This is a genomic window from Psychrobacter urativorans (assembly GCF_904846695.1).
GTDB lineage: Bacteria > Pseudomonadota > Gammaproteobacteria > Pseudomonadales > Moraxellaceae > Psychrobacter > Psychrobacter urativorans.
In genome coordinates, this window is sequence record NZ_CAJHBR010000001.1 from 523,228 (window position 1) to 544,687 (window position 21,460).

Annotated in this window: 9 protein-coding genes; 5 read left to right on the top strand and 4 right to left on the bottom strand. The window is 40.2% G+C overall.

Features of this window, described 5'->3' with window-relative positions; genetic code table 11:
- Window positions 1-180: 180 nt before the first annotated feature.
- The 3 genes from JMY09_RS02155 to JMY09_RS02165 all read left to right on the top strand — a co-directional run bounded on the left by JMY09_RS02155 (window position 181) and on the right by JMY09_RS02165 (window position 7,352).
- The gene (locus JMY09_RS02155; RefSeq protein WP_201621918.1) at window positions 181-6,501 is read left to right on the top strand and encodes a DNA repair ATPase; all 6,321 of its coding nucleotides are present in this window, start codon (window positions 181-183) and stop codon (window positions 6,499-6,501) included.
- Window positions 6,502-6,890: 389 nt separating this feature from the next.
- Window positions 6,891-7,055 carry a DUF2256 domain-containing protein gene (locus JMY09_RS02160; RefSeq protein WP_201621919.1) on the top strand — a complete coding sequence of 55 codons (165 nt, stop codon included), beginning with the start codon at window positions 6,891-6,893 and terminating at the stop codon, window positions 7,053-7,055.
- Window positions 7,056-7,202: 147 nt separating this feature from the next.
- Entirely contained in the window at window positions 7,203-7,352 is a 150-nt protein-coding gene (locus JMY09_RS02165) for a DUF2256 domain-containing protein (protein WP_201621920.1), read from the top strand.
- Between the two features lie 404 nt (window positions 7,353-7,756).
- On the opposite strand, the gene JMY09_RS02170 is transcribed toward JMY09_RS02165, so the two are convergent.
- The 3 genes from JMY09_RS02170 to metH form a co-directional block, all read right to left on the bottom strand.
- Window positions 7,757-11,491: a tetratricopeptide repeat protein gene (locus JMY09_RS02170; protein WP_201621921.1), complete on the bottom strand. Its 3,735-nt coding sequence runs from the start codon at window positions 11,489-11,491 to the stop codon at window positions 7,757-7,759.
- A gap of 73 nt (window positions 11,492-11,564) precedes the next feature.
- The gene (locus JMY09_RS02175) at window positions 11,565-12,803 is read right to left on the bottom strand and encodes a hypothetical protein (protein WP_201621922.1); all 1,239 of its coding nucleotides are present in this window, start codon (window positions 12,801-12,803) and stop codon (window positions 11,565-11,567) included.
- A gap of 364 nt (window positions 12,804-13,167) precedes the next feature.
- Window positions 13,168-16,947, bottom strand: a complete 3,780-nt coding sequence (gene metH / locus JMY09_RS02180; RefSeq protein WP_379606733.1) for a methionine synthase — start codon at window positions 16,945-16,947, stop codon at window positions 13,168-13,170.
- A 706-nt stretch (window positions 16,948-17,653) separates the two neighbouring features.
- Here metH and JMY09_RS02185 point away from each other — a divergent pair.
- Window positions 17,654-18,208 (top strand): fasciclin domain-containing protein, encoded by a 555-nt coding sequence (locus JMY09_RS02185; RefSeq protein ID WP_201621923.1) that lies wholly within the window; start codon window positions 17,654-17,656, stop codon window positions 18,206-18,208.
- A 261-nt stretch (window positions 18,209-18,469) separates the two neighbouring features.
- Window positions 18,470-19,075, top strand: coding sequence for a fasciclin domain-containing protein (locus JMY09_RS02190; RefSeq protein ID WP_201621924.1), 606 nt, complete (start codon window positions 18,470-18,472; stop codon window positions 19,073-19,075).
- A gap of 322 nt (window positions 19,076-19,397) precedes the next feature.
- On the opposite strand, the gene JMY09_RS02195 is transcribed toward JMY09_RS02190, so the two are convergent.
- Window positions 19,398-20,969, bottom strand: coding sequence for an alanine/glycine:cation symporter family protein (locus JMY09_RS02195; RefSeq protein WP_201621925.1), 1,572 nt, complete (start codon window positions 20,967-20,969; stop codon window positions 19,398-19,400).
- Window positions 20,970-21,460 lie beyond the last annotated feature (491 nt).

Below are 21,460 nucleotides of genomic sequence, written 5' to 3' on the forward strand. Positions count from 1 at the left end.
GCTATTCTAAGAGAACCAATAGTGCGGTCACAGGTTTTTTTAGAATAGCTAAGGGCTTTTTAAAGTCGCTAAGGGCTTCTCAAAGTAGCTAAGGGCTTTTTAAAGTCGCTAAGGGCTTTTTCAACACAATCGATTATCTTATTATTCTTATTGCCTAAAAATAGAAGTGGACGAATAGCAATGGCAGATATGCAAAATCCGAAGGATCTCAGTAGCACCGGTAGAGTTGAACAGGCTGATCAAGCCGTTGCTGCAGGCAATGCCTATGAGCTGATCAAAAAGCGGTTAACTGAGCAAGGCAATCGATTAGAGCAGCAGACTGCCAAGCTAAATAATGCGCGTCTAGCAGAGTTTGGCAGTACCCAGATGCAAGTGATTGCCCGCACGCGTGTCCGTACTGAATACAACTGTGTGGCACAAGACATGGTACAAGTGGGTGACTATCTGCTGTTTGGCTATAATGTATTTATGGGTCTAAAGCGGGCAAGCAATATTAAGGATGTACTATCGCTGTATCGCCTTATAGAGCCTGCCGACGGTAGCAATAGTAACAGTAGCGATGATAGTAATAGCGATAGTAGTGATAGTAGTGATAGTAGCAATAGCAGCGATAAAGAGTATGCACTAGAAGAAGTCGATTTGACTGATACGTTTTTAGATCAAACTGCCTTTGTACAAGATTTTAATGAGCTGTACCGCTATTACAAGCAAACGCGCTTGATACAAATTACCGTCAAGGACAGCAAGCTGCTATTAGCGTTTCAGATCGGTGAGCGTATCACTGATATTCGAGTGTTTCGTTTTGCCTTAGATTTTAGCGAAAACATCCCAAAGGCGGCACAAGTAGCTTATGTAGACAATCGCGGTGAGCGTGATATTGAGTTGCCACCCGCCCATGATTTTGATTGGATCGTGACTACACGCGAGCAGATGGTCAATGGCAAACATCCGCATATGAATATCTTAGATACCATATTTGTGGAAACCGTCAATGGCGACTTGACCATCAAGATTGAGGATAATACTCACTCAGGGCTAGGGATCTATAGTGAGCCTGTCAATGACAGCACTCAATCTCTAACCGATGCTGAGATTGCTTATGCCAAAGTCGGTAGTCTAATACTGCTGAAGATTCTGCCTTATAGAGAAGATAGCTATCGTTATTTTTTCTATAACACCCTAACCGAGACGGTATTGCGTTTGGATGCTATCGGCCAGTCTTGTGTGCAGCTACCAGAAGATCACGGTATTATATTTCCTGGTGGTTATTACTTACAGACCGGAGAGCATAAGCTATTTGATAGCCAAAATAATAATGCTATGGATTTAAGGTTTAAGCGCAAAATCATATCGCCCAATGGTGAGGATGTGTTGTTCTTATTCTATGATATAGCCTTAGGAGTCACCGGATTATTCCCTTATAATTTGATTAAAAAAAGACTGGCAAATCCTATTTACTGTAACGGGATGGCGCTAGCAGAGAGCGGTCAGCTAGTACTATTTAGTGCCCAAAGTGAGCCGTCACGTATTCACCCTATGCAGATATGGCATACCCCCTATGCCTCGCAAGAGTATATTAGCGAGCTGCCTGAAAGCAGCAGTTTTTATGGCAAAATTGGTAATAAGGAATTGGTTCGAGGCATCTCAGACCTCTACAGTATTACTCGCCTAATAGACAATCAAACGGTGTCGCAAAAGCTCTACGAGGAGCTTGTCGGTAATACCAGCAGGCTGTTCGATAGCTATTATTGGTTGTCTGAGCCTGATCTTGCTGAAGTGGCAGATAGTATTCGTGAAGTCACAGCGACGGCTGAATTGGTCATCGATGAGTTCGCTAAAGTACAAAGCATTCAAAAGCAAACCCAAACAGCTTTGAGCGATGCCGAGGCTAAGCAAAACCAGATTGCTCAGCAGATAAAAACAACCACTTTTGATTCGGCGAGTGACTACGTGGCGCAATTGTCTGCAATCAGACAGCAAAAAGGCCAGTTAGTCAGTTTAGAGAATTTGCGTTATTTAGATGGCGATAAGCTACAAGCGTTACAGGCTCAATTAGAAACTATCGAAAGCGAGCTGGCTGAGCAGACGGTAGGCTATCTGAGCGCTGAGAAGGCGTTAGCAAGTTATGAAGACACTTTAGCGGAGGTCAGTGAACGCTTAGATTCGGCTGAAACTAATGCTGAATTAAAGCCAGTGTTAGACACTATCGATGCAACGGCACAAGGTCTAGATTTATTGACTGAGCTGTTAGGCACGCTAGATGTTGCTGATGCCACCGTGCGCACCCAAATCATTGATGATATCTCTGCTATTTACTCGCGTCTTAATCAGAGCAAGGCCAAGCTTAATCATAAACGCAAAAACTTAGGCTCTGCTGAGGCAGTAGCGCAGTTTGGTGCCCAGTTTAAGCTGTTTGGTCAGTCAATTGCCAATGCTCTATCCATCGCTAATACGCCTGAAAAGTCAGATGAGCAAATGGCTAAGTTGCTAGTGCAGTTAGAAGAGCTGGAGAGCCAGTTTTCTGATCCAGAAGCTAATATAGGTGATCAGTTTTTAGCAGACATTATTAGTAAACGTGAAGAGATTTACGAGGTTTTTGAAAACCATAAGCAGCAACTGCTCGATGCGCGTAACCGCAAGGCTCAGAACTTAGGCGATGGCGCGCTTAGGATGCTTGAGAGTATCAAGAAGCGTACCCAAAGTGCTAGCATTACTGGCTTTAAAGATGAAAGTGCTCTAAATACTTATTTTGCTGCGGATGGCTTAGTACAAAAGGTACGTAGCATTGCCAAGTCTCTGCAACAGCTAGGCTTTAGTGTCAAAGCAGATGATCTCAATGCTCGCCTTAAAGCCATTCAAATTGAGAGTTATAAGAGCCTAAAAGATAAGTCAGACTTATTTGAAGAGGGTGGTCAGATTATCAAGCTGGGCAAGCACCGCTTCTCGGTCAATACTCAGCCTTTAGATTTGACCCTTCTGAGTCGCCAGCAGGCTAATGGCCAACGGCTTCTCAACCTACATCTGACGGGCACCGACTACTATCAAGTATTAAATAATGATGAGCTTAATTCGCTACGCCCATATTGGGATATGAATATAGCTTCTGAATCAGACAAAGTGTATCGCGCTGAATACTTAGCCTATAGCATTATCGAAAGTGCCAAAGACAGCAAAGACGGTTTGAGCGAAACCCGACTTTATCAAGCTTATGATGAGACAGCTAGCACTATTGATAGCCATGGCAAGATAGCTGATGACAGTGCGCTAGCTAAGGTAGTCAGAGCTTATGCCACGCCTCGCTATCAGCTCGGCTACGAAAAAGGCATTCACGATCATGACGCCACCTTATTGTTGATGCAGATATTGCCAACCTTACGTGAGGCGGGCCTACTTATTTATACCCCGCAAATACGTGCTCTGGCACAACTGTTTTATTGGCAATTAAGCTTAGTACAAGCGTTAGGCTTAACCGCACTGACCCAATTTAGTTATGATAAATGGCTGGATGCACAAACGCTGACTAGCGTTAGCAATTGGACGGATCGAGCGCTCACCGCTGAGCAACTGCATCGTACTTTAGGTAGTGATAGCGCAAAAGCTTTGCTAGTCAATGATATAAAGGCGGTCATGAGCAACTTTGTAGCTGCCCATGATGGCAATGCTCAGACACAGGCTAGTAGTGCTAGTAGTATTGACAACGCTATTGATAACGGTGTTTATACCGATGCCAAGGCGGATAGCGATAACCATGCTAACCATAATAATAGCCCTGCTATTTTAAGCTCAGACAGCAGTATATTCTCCCAAAGTTATGTACAGCTTGCCTGCGAATATTTAGTCAATGTAATGGGGCAAGGCACTGAGCCTACTGTCAGCTTAGCGCAAGGGCTAGAATGGCAGACCAGTCAAAAAGCGCAGCAACTCTGTTATCAATTGACTCAAACGCTCAACAGTTCACCAGTTAGCAGCCAAAACAATACTCAGAACAGGGCTAGCTTTGAGCAACTACGAACCTCTGTCGCCAAGCTCTGCTTTCAGCCAAAAGCGGCTTATGAGCTACTAGCGACTTGGTTTAATGCTTTATTAGATAAGGCTTATGAGGATAAGCACCTTGCTAGTGCACAAGCCATCGATAGTAAAGTTGATGATCAGGGCAATCCGCTCAGTGCAGAACAGTTGGCTAAGAGTGAGGATGCAGCCGTACTAACTAAACAGCAGTTGCAGAGCGGACGTCATTTTGTACCAGAAGCGATTGCTGTGCTACTGACTCAATTAAATGATGCCCAACGAGAAGCTTTAGTACAACGCCTGATCAACTCTGGGATAGCGTTTGACAAGCAAGCTAGACTATCTCCGCCAACATCTACACTGGCAACATCACTATCAACATCAATATCAACCGCATCGAGTGCGCTGACGCCGGCACTAACGAGTCTTAATAATCCTCTTAATCAAGCGCAAAGCTTTGAGCGCAGTACTAGTAAAGTATCACTTGAGATACAAGTGGATAACTTATTAGGTGAGCATCAACGCATCCATCAGCAAACGCTAAGCTTCGCTGTCGATGATTTTATGAGGCGCTTGCATGATCATCATACGCAAGTGATACCCGCTTATAGGCGCTACCTCTCATTACGCTCAGAGCTGTTAAACCACTCAAAACAAGCGCTAAGACTAGATGAATTCCTGCCACGTCCGTTATCCTCGTTTGTGCGCAACCGTCTGATCAATGAGAGCTATCTGCCCTTGATTGGGGACAACCTCGCCAAGCAGATGGGTACTGTAGGCGATGACAAGCGTACCGACTTGATGGGTATCTTGATGATGATATCGCCACCAGGCTACGGCAAAACTACTTTGATGGAATACGTGGCCAACCGTTTGGGCCTAATCTTTATGAAGATTAACTGTCCCTCACTAGGCCATGATGTTATGTCTTTGGACCCAGCCAAAGCGCCCAATGCTACCGCGCGTGAAGAGCTAAATAAAATCAACTTAGCCTTCGAGATGGGCAATAACGTCATGCTCTATCTAGATGATATCCAGCACACTAACGCAGAGTTTTTGCAGAAGTTTATCTCCTTAGGGGATGGGACACGCCGTATCGATGGGGTTTGGCAAGGCCAGACTAAAACTTATGATATGCGTGGCAAGAAGTTTTGCATAGTCATGGCTGGTAACCCTTATACTGAGAGTGGCGAGGCCTTTAAAGTCCCTGATATGCTGGCTAACCGTGCTGATATCTATAATTTAGGCGATATCATGAGCGGTATGGAAGAAGTGTTCGCCCTTAGTTATATCGAGAACTCGTTAACCTCAAATACGGTATTGGCACCTTTAGCCAATCGTGATTTGGCTGACGTGCATCGACTTATAAAAATGGCTAAAGCCGTAGATGCTGGCAGTGCTAGCAGCGCCAACTTAATACAAGCGCAAAGTAGCGAGCTGATATATCCTTATAGCACCTCAGAGATTAACGAGATTATCGCAATTTTAAGGCACATGTTTACGGTACAAACAGTGATTCTTGAGGTCAACCAAGCTTATATTGCCTCAGCATCGCAAGATGATAAATATCGCCTTGAACCTATCTTTAAGCTGCAAGGCAGTTATCGCAATATGAATAAGATGACTGAGAAGTTATCAGCGGTCATGAATGATAATGAGCTGAACCAGCTGATAGATGACCACTACTTAGGCGAGTCGCAGCTGTTGACCTCAGGGGCAGAAAGCAATCTACTTAAGCTTGCCGAGATGCGTGGGATGTTAGATGCTGATGAGGCACAGCGCTGGCAGCAAATCAAAACTGACTTCTTGCGCAACAAAGCTATGGGCGGTGCGGATGGCGATACGGGTGCACGTATCGTTGCGCAATTAGTCGACGTCGCTGGTGGCTTTAAAGCCATCAACCAGCAGTTTGCCAGCTACTTAAACCAGCATGATCCTGAACAAGTAGCCCGCTTGCAAGAGGCGGGGCAGCAGATACAGCTAGCAGCGCAGTTAGAAGCGCAAAAGATACTCGCGGACAGCATGGCTGATAGTATGGCTAACAGTATGCTGAACAATGCCAATGTGGTGTGCAAAAGTATCGATAATGGCTTTGAGCAAAGCATGGATAAGCTGGTACAAATCTATCGGCACGATCATAAAGCCGATGGCGAGTATCAAAAGCTGAACCAAGATATACAAAAACAGTTGATGGTCAGTCTAATCAATGCTGTTGAGCAGCTGGCAGTGCATATGACAGGAGATATGGCAAAGAACATAGGCAACAGTCTATCGGAGAGTTTGCTGGCGAGTGGCGTTGGCGGTGCAGCTACGACTATTACTGATGTCACTGAGCAGACGACGCTGATGGCTACGGCGATAAAACAAGCGTTGCAACCTTTAGCTAGGCGTCTGGATGAAAAGCTTATCTTAGATTCCAGTACCGAGCAAACTGGCAAGTTGATTGTCGATTGCCTAAATCGACTTAATACTATCTTTGACAACTATAAATAATAGCGTTGAATAATCACTAGGGTATTTGAACAAAGTTATTAGTAGGAAACAAATGCTTGGCAGGTTAAAAAAGATATTTAGCTGATGGTTAGATATCTTTTTTTACGTTAGGGTGCTTTAGAGCTATATCCCGCTTTTCGCTCCTATCAGCGCCAAAGCGCATTGCAAGGCAACCATCGATTGGTTTTGCCATACAGGAAGTTTTAGAGTAGGTTGAGTACGGTTTACGGCCCAATGATTCCAAATTCATAAGTTTAAAGTAGTGTTAAAATTGTCGCAGTGTTGCAAAAAATGCAGGCAACAGCTAATCCAGCGCTGGATATAAAAATCATATATCTAGTGGGTTAGGCTTTACTAATTCATTCTACCAAGCAATATAAGGAAAAATAATGGCGCACAAAAAGAAGAATGTACGCAAAAAAGAATGTCCTGTCTGCGAGCGCGAATTCAGCTGGAGCAAGAAGTTGGATAAAAACTGGGAGAGTATGGTGTATTGCTCCGACCAATGCCGGCGTGTAAAGAAGTATGAGAATGTCGAGCATCAGAAGCAATAATTTAAGTCTAAATTAGTTGTAGGCTGGGTTTTTAACCCAGCATCTTATAATATCGTAGGGTGCGTTCCACGCACCAGTTTAGAAAGCTATCCTACTAATATAATATTAGCCTTCTAAATAACTATGAAAATAATAAAAGGCACGGCTATGGCACATAAAAAGGTCAATCTACCGCAAAAAATCTGCCCAGTTTGCCAGCGTCCTTTTATATGGCGTAAGAAGTGGGAGAAGGACTGGGAGCAAGTGGTTTATTGTTCTGAGCGCTGTCGGCGGGGGAAGGATAAGAGTGATAATTAAGACAATAGAAAACCGCCACGTTTTCTAACCCAATGTTACCAGAGGAGGAAGATAGAGGTGGCGGTGCTGTTAATCATAATTATAATAGTAGTATGGGTTACTTTCAAAACATTTGACAGCCTAAAAGTATCCAAAATCTAGAGAATAATAAGCAACCGATCCTGCTTTTCGCTCATATCTTGCCTACTCATTAGGGCGGTGGCTAAGACGAGAGGCGTTCCAACATTCGAGTGACCCTTCTAGCCAAGCCCCCGCAGCCCATTGAGCAGACAAGGATAACCCTACAATCAGGGCTAAACCGCACCTAAGGCAAAGTGCGCGGTTCTTAAAACGATTAATAGCAAGTTTATGTGGAGGTACTCGACCTAACGAGAAACAAATATGGATATTAAGAAAACTAGAATTTATTTTGCATCTAAACAAGGATTAGCTGTTCCGTGTATTATATACAGCGTATTTTCTTTAACTAAATTTAAATCTTCGACACTATTTATTGAAATAGGGGGAGGTAGTAATTTCTTAATAAAATAAGAATTTATCTGTGCTTTATGGTTATCAAAATCCAACTTATTATAAATAGATAGATGGTAAAAATAAATACCAGCTATTCTTTCAATAAAGTTAGTGGTAGGACGTATAGCTCTAAGAAATAACTGTTTTATAAAAAAAGCTAATAGCTCTATTCCAAATTTGAAGTCAGTTGTAAGACTAAAATGATTTAGTAGCTTGTTGACAGTCAAATTTAGATAGACATTATTTTTTAGCGCTGATTTAATGATGAAATCTATATCAAAATCCATACAATTTCTGTTATGCACGAATTGGAAGGTGTTAAACGCTTTTATTCTATTTATACCTATTTTTGGTTCTAAGAAAGAAAGATAATCATAGAAATTTATCGATTTAGCACTAGCCTGATGATTCAAGGCTCTTAATCTTGCATCTAGAGATAAAAGTGGCAACTGCATTTCTTGGCACAGCCTAATAACTGCTTTATCAGATTCGGGTAAAAACTCGTTAAGAGCCTCTATAATCTTCGAGTTTGAGTTGTCACCATATGCAGGAATGGTAGTAACAGAGCTTTCAATATAATCAATTAGGAACTCAAGATCATTAGAGCGTGCTTGAAGCAGATTAATATCCATTGATACTAAACTAACTTTATTATCAATAGAACATATAGTCATCGGTGCTTTATCATCATTATAGTTATAAAAATTTTTCTTGTGTAGTAGTTCAAGTTCACTTAATAGTGAAAGCGGAGCATATAAAGATATGTGGTCAGTTATTAAGTTTAGGCTGTCTGAACGTTTAAGTTCAATCAAAGTAAATAAATCAATAACAGCTTCAGGCTTTGATACTAGAAGATTCTTGACTTCTTCCATATCCATATCAATTGTATATTGGGTATCTATTGTTCTTAGAGGAAAACGAGAGTCTCTTGTCCAACCATATATTATTTCAGTGATATCTCTGCCTATAAATTTAGATAGGTTCTGCAACGTTACAGGGTTTGTTTGATATACGGTTAATTGCTTCTCAAACTGTTCATCTGAACCTGTAAACTGTTCTAAGTCTTTCAAAAATGCCTTCGTCCCTTCATGGCTTTCTATATCTACGGAAAAAGAAACCATGTTAAAAGGGCTATTGGCATCTGACGCTATCTCAGAGTTGCTTCTAAAGATTCCTAAAGGAGTCGATAATATTTCTTTAATCTCTACTTTACGCTTTATACCAAACTTGCCTGTAAGTTCAAAAGTTTCACCTACGACTTTATTTAAGAATTGTTTACCTAAATTTGTATCAGGTGAAGTAACCGTATTTGAGCTTTCAAAGTTCGCTTTGGAATCGATAAATATATATTCGGGATTACTTTCTTGAGCATATGAAATATAGCAACCATCAATCACTTTAGTAGGTGAGTTATCAAAAAAAATATTACCTTGAGTTTTAAAAGCTTTGGTATATCTAGAAGAAGTCATGAAGCTTTGAAGTAAATCTTGAATTGACGTAAGTATTGATAAATTAGCTGGATTTGACCGCCATAAATTGATTATTCTTTCAACGGCTTGCTTTTGTCTAGAGTGCTGTGTTTCATAAGACGCTATCCAACAGGTATTAACAGGGTCATCATCTAAATTTAAAGGAATTAAATTGATGTCTTTTTTGAGGCGCCCAATATTTTGAGTTCTTTCACTTAAGGAGAGTCTTAAATGCCAATACCAAGAGGTGTTTTTAAACCTAACAAGTTTTGGTAGTAACTCTTCGGAAGCACTAAAGTCTTTAGTTAAGTTATCTATTTGATTTACTAGGCTTGCAAAGCTATTGAGATATTTGTCAAAGTTATTCATGTGTTTATCTATGAAATGTTTAGCCTTCTGATACTGAAAGCTTTTCATTAAAGACTCAAGTTGAATAATTAATAGGTATTCTTCAGTGTTTTCATCGATAAGAGTTTCTAATATCTTGCTAGATTCTTTATATTGCTCTGTCTGAAAATAATAATCAGCTAGTAAAGCTTTTAGGTCGCTATCAGGTGTTGATATAGAAGAGATAATCTTATTTAACTCTTCAAATCTTGCATTTTTGGTTATATATAATTTTAAACCCAATAAGGCTAGGCCTCTAAGAGTATTGGTAGTGAATAAATCTTCTGCATCAATGAAGTTTGAAAAATCAATATCATTAAGTTGATTAACAGCGGTAAATGATTTTATCTCGTTTAATAAGGGTCTTTCAATCGCATCATTCAATTTAACGATACTATTTAGCTCTTCCATTTCACCGAAATGATATAAACCATCAATCAAATATTTTTTTATTTCTGAATTAGATTGATCTTTATAGACCTTTAGGAAAAACGCTTTATCTGAGTTTCTTTTAGTGAATGAAACGAGATTGATGACGGTCTCTGGAAGTATGCCACATTGGGTGGTTTTTGTTAGTTTGTAATAGTGCTTAACTGATTCTTCGTTATTTATGACGCAGTTGGAAGTGATAATACTATTTATTGCATATTTTTTTAATGAGGGTACGTCAATCTGATTTATATTCAAGTTTGATTCTAAAGAATTTAACTCAGCTTCAATACAATGATATTGACTCTTTGTTTCTGCATACCTTAGAAGAGAAGATTCAATAGATAAAATGATATATGTTGGTTTTAAGCGTTCTTTTTCGCTAATCAGTTTTTCTATGACATCATACTCATCGAATTGATAATGATTCGAGTAATATCTCATGTATCCACATTTGATAGAATAGGAATCTCTGACACCTTGAGGTAAGTTCCTGAAGTGTTTAATATTTCCTTGATTTAAGTTTAACAAGTATTTGAAAACTTGGTATTGAAAATTGTCAGGATCTTTATCAATATAAGTTTCGATAATCTTTAAAGTATTATCAGCATTACTATTTATAATGTTATCTATTATAGTTATCACGTTGTACTGTTCATCATACCATTCGAAAGACTGGAGCTTTAAAGCGAAGTCAATAAATTTATCGTTTTGCTCTATTAAGTAATAACAGTTTGCTAATATATAATAAGATTCATATTTTTCTATAGGATTCATTAAAATAAAGTCATCGGGTTTAAATGATTTTATGGAGTCTAAATAGCGCTCTTTATCAAAAAGTTCTTTGGCTAGAGTGATTTTTCCTGAGTAATTTAAATTTGAATAATATCTTTCACTTAAAATTTTTGTGTTTGATATAAGGTTCTCTATATCATTCCAGAACTGTATCTCAACCGGAAACATTCCCTTTTTAACACGCTCATCCGACATGGCGTTTACGGAGTCAGTTAGCTTTTGATCAGATGGTAACGAGGTAGCTATTATGAGTTGTGAAATTTTTTGTTGACCACTGTCAGCTTTTGCAATCTCTTTAACGATAGTTATCTTATTCTTCCCATCGAATGGCAGCTTTGCGACGTGCTTACACTGAATACCTATTCGATTACTTGATTTATTTAGATTATTTTTATAGACAAGTACATCCAAACCATATTGCTTTTGACCTCTGCGTCCATACATTGCAGGCGTATTACACTTATAAATTTCACCGTAAATGTGAGCACAAAGAGTCTCAAACTCTTGTTCAGTACTAGGTTTTAGGACTTGAGGTTTATAAGACATTGTAAAGCGTTCCTTAGCTTAGAGCTTTCGTTACTGTATATGTCAATATTCTTAACATAGTTTATACTAACTCTTATATGTCATTATCTGCTTTCAGAGGTATCCAGAGTTTATCTTCAATTTTAGGATTTCTATCAAGAGCAGGCATTGTTAAAGGGGTAGGTGTTAGATACGCTAATTTGGTTATAAAACAAGTTTGATTACGTTCGTCTTTAACTACTTTATAGTGTGGTGGGCATAAAACTGCATTTTCACCATCACGAAATATCACTTTTGCGTACAGATAGATGTCACCATTGAAGCTATTGACAGCAGACGCTAAATAAAATCTTCCTGTATCTTTCGATTGATTGTTAGGTGATTGCTTAGAGCTGTAAGCATCATCCCAGAAGGCTTTAATATTACTCTCTATCTCTATAAAGTCATCAGACGATACTTTATAAATATAAGTATTATCATCTTTTATACCAACGAATGTGGCAATTGGTGCTTCAATAGTTTTTATACTATATGCCATGATTGCGATGAACATAAGTAAAGCTATTAAAATATCTATAGCATAATTTACCTTTTTTTGCTCAACAATTCGCACTCCACTAACTATGCTGTAAACATACCATATAGCTATAACGACAACGACAGATAGGAAAGTTGGGTGATTGGTGTTATCGATAGCGAGAATAATATAATAGAATGGAAAAAAAGAAGTAAGCAGCAACGAAAAGAATAATAATAAAGAACTGAAAATTTTAATACTAACAAGACTAAATAGGCTTTTCCAGCAATACTCATATCTATTTTTAGTCGCAATAAATCTTCTTGTTAGATGAAGGTTAATCACTATTGCTGTAGTAATATATATTACAAATAAGGGTAGAAAAGATAAATAAGTATTCTGACTATAATGAAGTGTTAGCAAAAAAATTAAAGGTATAAAGAATAGCAGCAATATAATATAGACACGAATATGATTCAGGAAATTAGTATGAATGGGTTGTATTAAATTTAAATTTTTATTGTAAGTAAAGCGTAGATATACTGGTACAAAGCTAAAAGTAAACATCATTATTAAAAAAACCATAAAGATTGCGAGGGCTAATATATTTATGGTTTCATTGTTTATTAATGCATTGTACGTTAGCGTATCAAAGCCTATTGTTTTTACATAGGACTTGATAAACATACGAGAAATAACATAGGCAATCGCAGAACCACTTAGCAAGGTGGCTACTAATCCAATAAGTACATCTTTGTAAGTATTTTTTATCAATTCTAGGACGCTATTTTTTTCCGTTTGTTGATTGTTAGACATTCTATTATCTCCTCTTTTTAACTAATAGAACTAACATAGCAAACAAGTATTTTAGAAAGTAGTTTTTAGATAATATAGACGACATATAGTGTCGTGTATCCTGAATAGGATAACATTAGAAAGAAATTTGTTTAGAAGACTGACTATGCCTTGGGGAGCGGTTTAGCCCCGATTGTCGCGGATATCCTGACAGGCTAGGCGAGTTGCGGTGGGTCGTTTTGAGACGTTATCGAGGTAACAGGAACGGCTTAAAACTTAGCCACCGCCTCGCATAGACTGGCAGATAAAAGCAAAAAGCGGGATTGGCTACTTAAGCAACCAACCCCGCGTCAAATATTTCTCTAGCAAACCTTAATCAAAAATCCTACAAATTCGGACTCAACCACTTCTCAGCCGTCTTGATATCCCAGCCCTTACGCTCAGCATAGCTCTCTAGTTGGTCAGTACTTATTTTACCAACATTGAAGTACACGCTTTCAGGATGCGAATAATAGAATCCGCTAACCGAGGAGGCAGGCCACATCGCATAGCTTTCAGTCAAAGTTGTCCCGATAGCATCGACAGTACCTAGCCACTCAAACAGCTTGCCTTTTTCAGTGTGCTCAGGACAAGCAGGGTAGCCAGGCGCTGGGCGGATACCGACATATTTTTCTTTGATTAGCTCATCATTATCGAGCGCTTCATCAGGTAGATAACCCCAATACTCTTTACGGATGAGTTTATGCAGATGCTCAGCAAAGGCTTCTGCCAAGCGATCAGATAGTGCTTGTACCATGATAGCGTTATAGTCATCGCCATTGGTCTTGTATTGTTCAGCGATTGCTTCTGTACCTGCTATCGAAACCGTGAAGCCACCGAGATAATCAGTATAGGCGTCCGATGGTGAGATAAAGTCGGCCAAGCTATAGTTAGGCGTGCCGCTGGCTTTGTCGCTTTGCTGACGTAAATGTTCAAATTGATATTCTACGCTGCCACCCTCAGTCGGTGCTTTGTCATAAACGCTGACCGTATCTGCACCAGTACGGCGTGCTGGAGCGATTTTAAACACCCCTTTGGCAGTGATTAACTTCTCATCAATCAGTTTTCTAAGCATATCTTTAGCATTAGTGAATAAATCGCGCGCCGCTTCACCGACTACCTCGTCTTGTAAAATTTTAGGATACTTACCAGCCAGCCCCCAAGAGATAAAGAACGGTGTCCAGTCAATAAAAGGAATCAACTTATCAATAGGGTAGTCGTCAAATATGACTTGGCCTAACTGGTTAGGCGTAGGCGGCAAGTAGTTATCCCAGTCATACTGAAAGCCAATCTTAACTGATTCAGCATAGGATAGCTTGGCAGCTTTGGGTTGGCGTTTGGCCAGACGTTCACGTACCGTGACATATTCTGCACGTGTCTCATCGATTAGCTGCTGACAGTTCTCTTTTGATAGCAGCTTAGTGACCACACCGACTGCTCGCGAGGCATCAGAGACATAGATGACGCCATTGTTCTGATATTGTGGTTCAACCTTGACCGCCGTATGGGCTTTAGAGGTCGTAGCGCCACCGATCATTAGCGGCAAGGTCATACCACGCTCTTGCATTTGCTTGGCGACATAGACCATCTCATCTAAGCTTGGGGTAATCAAACCAGACAGCCCGATGATATCCACTTTCTCGCTAATAGCAGTATCGAGGATTTTTTCACAAGATACCATTACGCCTAGATCAACGATGTCATAACCGTTGCAGCCGAGGACCACGCCGACGATATTTTTACCAATATCGTGCACATCGCCTTTGACTGTCGCCATTAGGATTTTGCCTTTGGTTTCGCCTTCGACTTTTTCCGCTTCGATGTACGGGTTCAACCAAGCGACAGATTGCTTCATCACACGTGCCGACTTGACCACTTGCGGTAAGAACATTTTACCAGCACCGAATAAATCACCAACGATGTTCATACCATCCATTAATGGCCCTTCGATAACCTCCAATGGACGTGGGTATTTCTCCCAAGCCTCTTTAGTATCGGCTTCGATAAAGGTGGTAATCCCCTTCACTAGAGCATGAGCAATACGATCTTCAACCGTGCCTTCACGCCAAGTCATATCGACGGTGCTGTCTTTTTTCTTACCACCATCTTGATAGTTTTCAGCAGCGCTCATTAGTCGTTCAGTAGCGTCCTGTCCGCTCTCGCCTTGATTGCGGTTGAGCATGACATCCTCAATCGCATCACGAGCCTCTTTGGGGATGTCGTCATACAGCTCAAGCATCGCTGGGTTAACGATACCCATGGTTAGACCATTTTGTATGGCGTGATATAAGAATACTGAGTTGATGGCTTCACGAATAGGGTTACCACGGAAGCTGAACGAGACGTTGGACACGCCGCCTGATACCATAGCATTAGGTAAGTTTTCAGTGATCCACTTAGTGGCATTAATAAAGTCTGCGCCGTAATTATTATGCTCAGTAATACCAGTGGCGACCGCAAAAATATTAGGGTCAAAGATAATGTCTTCACTAGGGAAGCCGACTTCATTGACTAAGACGTCATAGCTGCGCTGACAGATTTGAGTTTTACGCTCGTAAGTATCAGCCTGTCCATCCTCATCAAAGGCCATAACAATAACAGCCGCACCATAGCGCATGCACAAACGTGCGCGCTCAACAAACTCATCATGACCTTCTTTTAAGGAGATAGAGTTGACGATGGACTTACCCTGAATGCGTTTGAGACCCTCTTCAATGATGTCCCACTTAGAGGAGTCAATCATTAAGGGCACTCGGCTGATATCAGGCTCGCCTGAGACTAAGTTAACAAAGTGAATCATCGCCTGTTTGGAGTCGAGCATGCCCTCGTCCATATTGATATCGACGATTTGTGCGCCCCCTTCAACTTGGTCACGTGCTACATCTAGTGCTTCGGTATAAGCTTCAGTTTTGATTAAGCGCAAGAATTTTTTGGAGCCAGTAACGTTAGTACGCTCGCCGACGTTGACGAATAAATTATCAGGAGTGATGTTAAACGGTTCAAGTCCGGACAAACGACAAGCCGGTGGGATTTCAGGAATTACCCGTGGTGGAAATTTTGCTACCATATTAGCGATTTGGCGAATATGTTCAGGGGTCGTACCACAGCAGCCACCGACGATATTCAAGATACCAGCTTTGGCGAAGCCCTCTAGCAGCGCTGTTGTCTGCTCAGCGGTTTCATCATACTCACCAAACTCATTAGGCAAACCTGCGTTTGGATGAGCAGAGACATACATATTAGCGATGTTTGATAGCGTTTGAATATGAGGTCTTAAGGCATCGGCCCCTAAAGCGCAGTTAAAGCCCACTGATAATGGTTTGGCATGGCGAACGGAGTTATAAAAGGCTTCAGCTGTCTGTCCTGACAAAGTACGACCTGAGGCATCAGTAATAGTGCCCGAGATCATAATCGGTAACTCAAAGCCGATATCTATAAATACTCCGGTCACCGCAAAGATGGCAGCTTTGGCATTCAAGGTATCAAAGATAGTTTCGATAAGGATGATATCGACCCCAGCTTCAATCAGCGCAAGCGTTGATTCTCGATAGTTAAGCACTAACTCATCAAAAGTAATATTACGAAAGGCCGGATCATTGACATCAGGAGATAACGAGCACGTTCTTGAGGTTGGTCCTAACACCCCAGCGACAAACCGTGGTTTCTCCGGAGTCTTAGCGGTGAATTCATCAGCAGCCTCACGTGCTAATCTAGCCGCCGCCTTATTTAGCTCTGGGACTAGATACTGCATATCGTAGTCGGCCATCGATAACCGTGTACCGTTAAAGCTATTAGTCTCGATAATATCTGCACCGGCTTCTAAATGGGCAAGATGAATCTCTTTAATCATCTGTGGTTGCGTAAGTACTAATAAATCATTATTGCCGCGCACATCTTGAGTAATATTGGCAAAGCGCTCACCACGATAGTCAGCCTCTTCAAGCTTATAGTTCTGAATATGGGTACCCATAGCCCCATCAAGCATCAAAATCCGTTTGGCCATCTGTGCCGTGATACGAGTGCGCGCGCTAAGCTGCTGCTCCTTATAAGGAAACACGGCAGGGGGGGTCAAGATGAAGTCATTGGGACGAGAGTTATCAGTCGCCGGCGCAACACTATCAGCCATTAGAGTAGGATTTTTGGTCATGGCAGTAGCGGCTAGAGAGTCGGTCATTGCAGAGGTCTTTTCAGTCATAGTAAAGGGCTTATATCGTCAAGATCATAAAAGGGAAGATAATTAAAAGGGAAGATAATTAATAGGGGCGATCATTCAGCTTAAAATATAAAAACATAGAGAATATTAACATGAAAATTATAATAGTCAGTGGTAACACAGCTTTGACTTTCGATTCTACAAAGTAGGAGCAAATACTATTAATATTTAACTCAATATTAGTGGTTCTTAGCATTAATAATCACTAGCATTGCGCATTATTTGCACTGTAAATAACGCAGTTAAGCAAAAAATACGCTTTAAAAACTGGCTTTATTAAAACAAAAAAACACAAGATTAACAGTGATTTATAAACAATAAGCTACTTTAAACCAATATGGCTTACGCTAGTGGCTACAAAGCAGACAAAGTTTACAAGCGTATTACAAAAAGTAGCGTAATCATAAGTTGATGTCGTAACTTTATATGTTAGTTTAAGTTCATAAGAATAGTTATCTAATAAGCCTTACTTATGAATCTAAGTATTACTTGTCAATGGTTCACTTTTTATGTGTGATCGATAATGGATACTTTTTGTTGTGAAAGCTCTTCTTCTTATTATAAGAAAAGCTTTTGGTAAAATAAACGTAGGATACACTCCATCATTAAGGATATGAAAATGAAATTTACAAAAATCGCAACAATTGGTGCTTTAGCGGTTTCAATAGCTGGCCTTGCTGCTTGTAATAATATGATGCCACAAAAAGACACTGCAATGAAAGCACCTATGCATAGTCAAAATATGGCAAAAATGAACGTAGTGCAACTGGCTCAAAGTAATGCAGAATTTTCAATATTAGTTGAAGCAGTACAAGCAGCAGGACTAGCTAATGCTTTATCCAATCCTGATGCCCATTATACTGTCTTTGCACCGACCAATGATGCGTTTATGCAGGCATTGACTGAGACTAAAATGACTAAGGCGCAACTGTTTGCTAATAAGCCTTTATTGACTAAAGTCTTAAGTTATCATGTCATTAATGGTGATATGGCCATGTATGCTAAAGACGTTAAGCCTGGCAATGTGATGGCACTTAGTGGTGATACTTTAATGATCACCCCACAGCTGAAGCTAGTAGACGAGAATGGTCGTGTCGCTACTCTGCTCAAAACTGATTTAGCCGCTACAAATGGTGTAGTCCATGTTATTGACAAGGTATTATTACCTAAATAAATACTAGTAATAAATCGGTATCATTTGCATACCTTAAACATTAGTATTTATGCTAAGCTGATTGATGGATTGCCAATAAAAGACATAGTCTCTGTTGGCAATTTTAAATTTCTCCCTACTGTTAATGCTTAGTAATGAGCGCATTACTAGCCGTTGTTTTGTTTGTCGATAGTTGCTTGTCTTTGATAATAATCTTATTACTTGAACTGTCATTAATTTAAAAATCGTTTGACCCATACTTAATCCCATAAGGAAATATCCATGTTAAAAAAGACTTTATTATCGTTAGCAATTGCTACTACTGTTCTATCACTAGCTGCTTGTAACAAAGCAGAAAAGGCAGCTGATCCTGTAGAGCCAGAAGTAACAACTGAAGAAGTGGTTGTTGCTCCTGCAGAAACAACTGATCCAGTAGTTGCTGCTGATCCAGCGGCAGAAACTATGGCTACGCAAAGCATCGCTGAAATAGCAGCTGGCAACGAAAATCTAACTATCTTAACCGCTGCCCTAAAAGCTGCTGGTCTTGATACTATGATGATGGATGCTGGTGAATATACTGTATTTGCACCAACTGATGATGCATTTGCTCCTGTATTGACTAAACTTGGTGTAACCAAAGAAGAACTATTGGCTAACACTGATTTATTGAAAAAAATCCTTCCATACCACGTTCTACCTATGATTGTTAAAGCAGCTGACATCCCTTTTGGTACTGATGTTGCAACTGTTAACGGTGCTACTATCAATATCAGCGATGCTAAGGTGATCACTGATGGTTCTGGCGGTACTGCTAATATCACTGGTACTGACATCATGGCAACGAATGGCGTAATTCATACTATCGATGCAGTATTAATGCCTGAGTAACAGGTAACTATTGTTTAAACAATATTTAGACAATTTGTAATAGTAATAAGAAGCTCAGCCATTAGCGCTGGGCTTTTTTGTGTCTAAGGCTTAAGCTAAGCTAAGCTTAGGCAGACGGATATTGGCTAGACAGAAGGGTTAATACGGTTATGGTCAAACCGGCTGTTAATAGCCTTCATTGATCCTAAGCACAACTAGGCTAGTAGTCTATTAGCCACTAATAAACGCGAAGCCATAAAAAAGCCTGAGACGATAGCCTCAGGCTCTTATTATTCAACTTATTAACTTAATGGTCGTTAGTAAAAAGCTTTGCTAGTAATACTTATACTTTAGGCTCTTTACGTAAAGCTTCTTGTCTAAGCAGCTCTTGCTCTCTTAGATGACGCTCTTCCCAATAAGGCGCATTCTTGATACCGAATTTTGCTGGATCAAAAGTATAGCGTTTCACCCCAGCTTTGAGCTGTTCTTCGTAATCCTTAAGCATAGTGAGCGTTGGACGAGCCACAAAGAAGATGATCAAGATACCAACGATATTGAGCCAAGCCATAAGACCAACACCGATATCACCTAATATCCAAACATAACCTGCAGAGTTAAGACCACCATAAGCAACCATAACCATAATCAAGATCTTAACTAAGAAAAGACCTGTTTTATGAGCGCCACGACCGATAAAGCGGGTCAAGTAAGTGACGTTCACTTCAGCGATATAGTAGTAAGCTAAGATAGTTGTAAAGGCGAAGAAGAAGACTGCGAGAGCGATAAAGGAGTTACCATAAACGCCATATACTGATTCCATAGCCATCTGCGTAAACGCAGGAGAGCTAATCTCTGTAGCTGTATCTACATTACTGACAATAAACTCTTTATCAGCTGCAGTTGTACATTTATTTGCTATTGTACATTGAATATTATACATACCAGTAGATAAGATCATAAAGGCAGTTGCAGAACAAACAAGCAATGTATCAACATAAACTGAGAACGCTTGTACTAAGCCTTGCTGTGATGGATGCTCAACTTCGGCAGCAGCAGCAGCATGAGGGCCTGTACCTTGTCCAGCTTCGTTAGAGTAAATACCACGTTTAACCCCTAAATAAATAGCAGCACCAAAGCCTGCTTGGGCAGTAAACGCATCACTAATAATCAAGCCAAATATTTCTGGAATCAAACTGAAATTGCTAAACATGATTATCAAGGCCAAAGCAATATAACCGATGGCCATAAAAGGAACAGCATATTCAGTAAAGGTTGCAATACGTTTGATACCACCGAAGATAATAATACCTAGCACTACTAGGATGATACCTAGGGCTAGTAGGCGCATAGAGCCCACTTCTAATGACCCGATGTTCATTACTGTGCCTTCGCCCATCAGCTGAGCAAACGCATTAACCACGCCATTAGCTTGCACACCTGGCAAAAAGATACCACAAGAAATGATAGCGGCAATTGCAAAAAGGATACCGTACCATTTTTGGCCAAGTGCACGCTCGAAGTAATACGCAGGACCACCACGGTATTCCCCAGTAATAGCATCTTTTTCTTTATAAATTTGCGCTAATGTCGATTCCACATAAGCGGTAGACGCGCCTAAGAAAGCAACGATCCACATCCAGAACACCGCACCAGGACCGCCAAAGCCGATAGCAGCGGCTACTCCTGCGATGTTACCTAATCCGACCCGACCAGCGAGCGATACTGCTAATGCCTGAAATGAGGAGATACCTTCAGCACTAGATTTACCAGTGAATAGTAATTTAATCATTTCGCCGAACAGACGCACTTGTACGAAGCGCGTCATGATGGAATAGAACAGACCAGCACCTAAGCATAAAACTACTAGAGGAGTACTCCAAATATAATTATTGATAACCCCAAAAATTTTTTCCATATCGTTATTCCTCAAACTTTCTCAAATTGGTGACCAGTAATAGAGAGGCTGCCTATTAACCAAACTAACGCTCTTTATTGGTGCCATCGAGTATGGATATCAGTTGTCTGTATTTGTCCGCAAAGCTTGCTGCTGTCTATACTATTAATAAAGCTTACTAGTTAAAGGTAAGTGTTACTCGTAACAATAGCAGGGGCAGTCAACAAGCTGCGGGGCAATTCCTTTTGCCGTACTGGTCATAATGACATTGTAATTTTAAAAATGTCATAATCCTTTAAAATATCATAGAATAATATTTTAAAAAATCATGCATTAATGATCACAAAACACTAGATTGAATTATCATGTTAAAGAGCTAATTATTAGACCTCTTGCAAAAGTAGCAGAGAATTTTATAATAACTCATACAATCACAATTGGTTAGGACCATGCCAAACATAGACAAGCTACTTAAACAAAGTGATGCTGGTTTTAAACGTTACACAGGCATT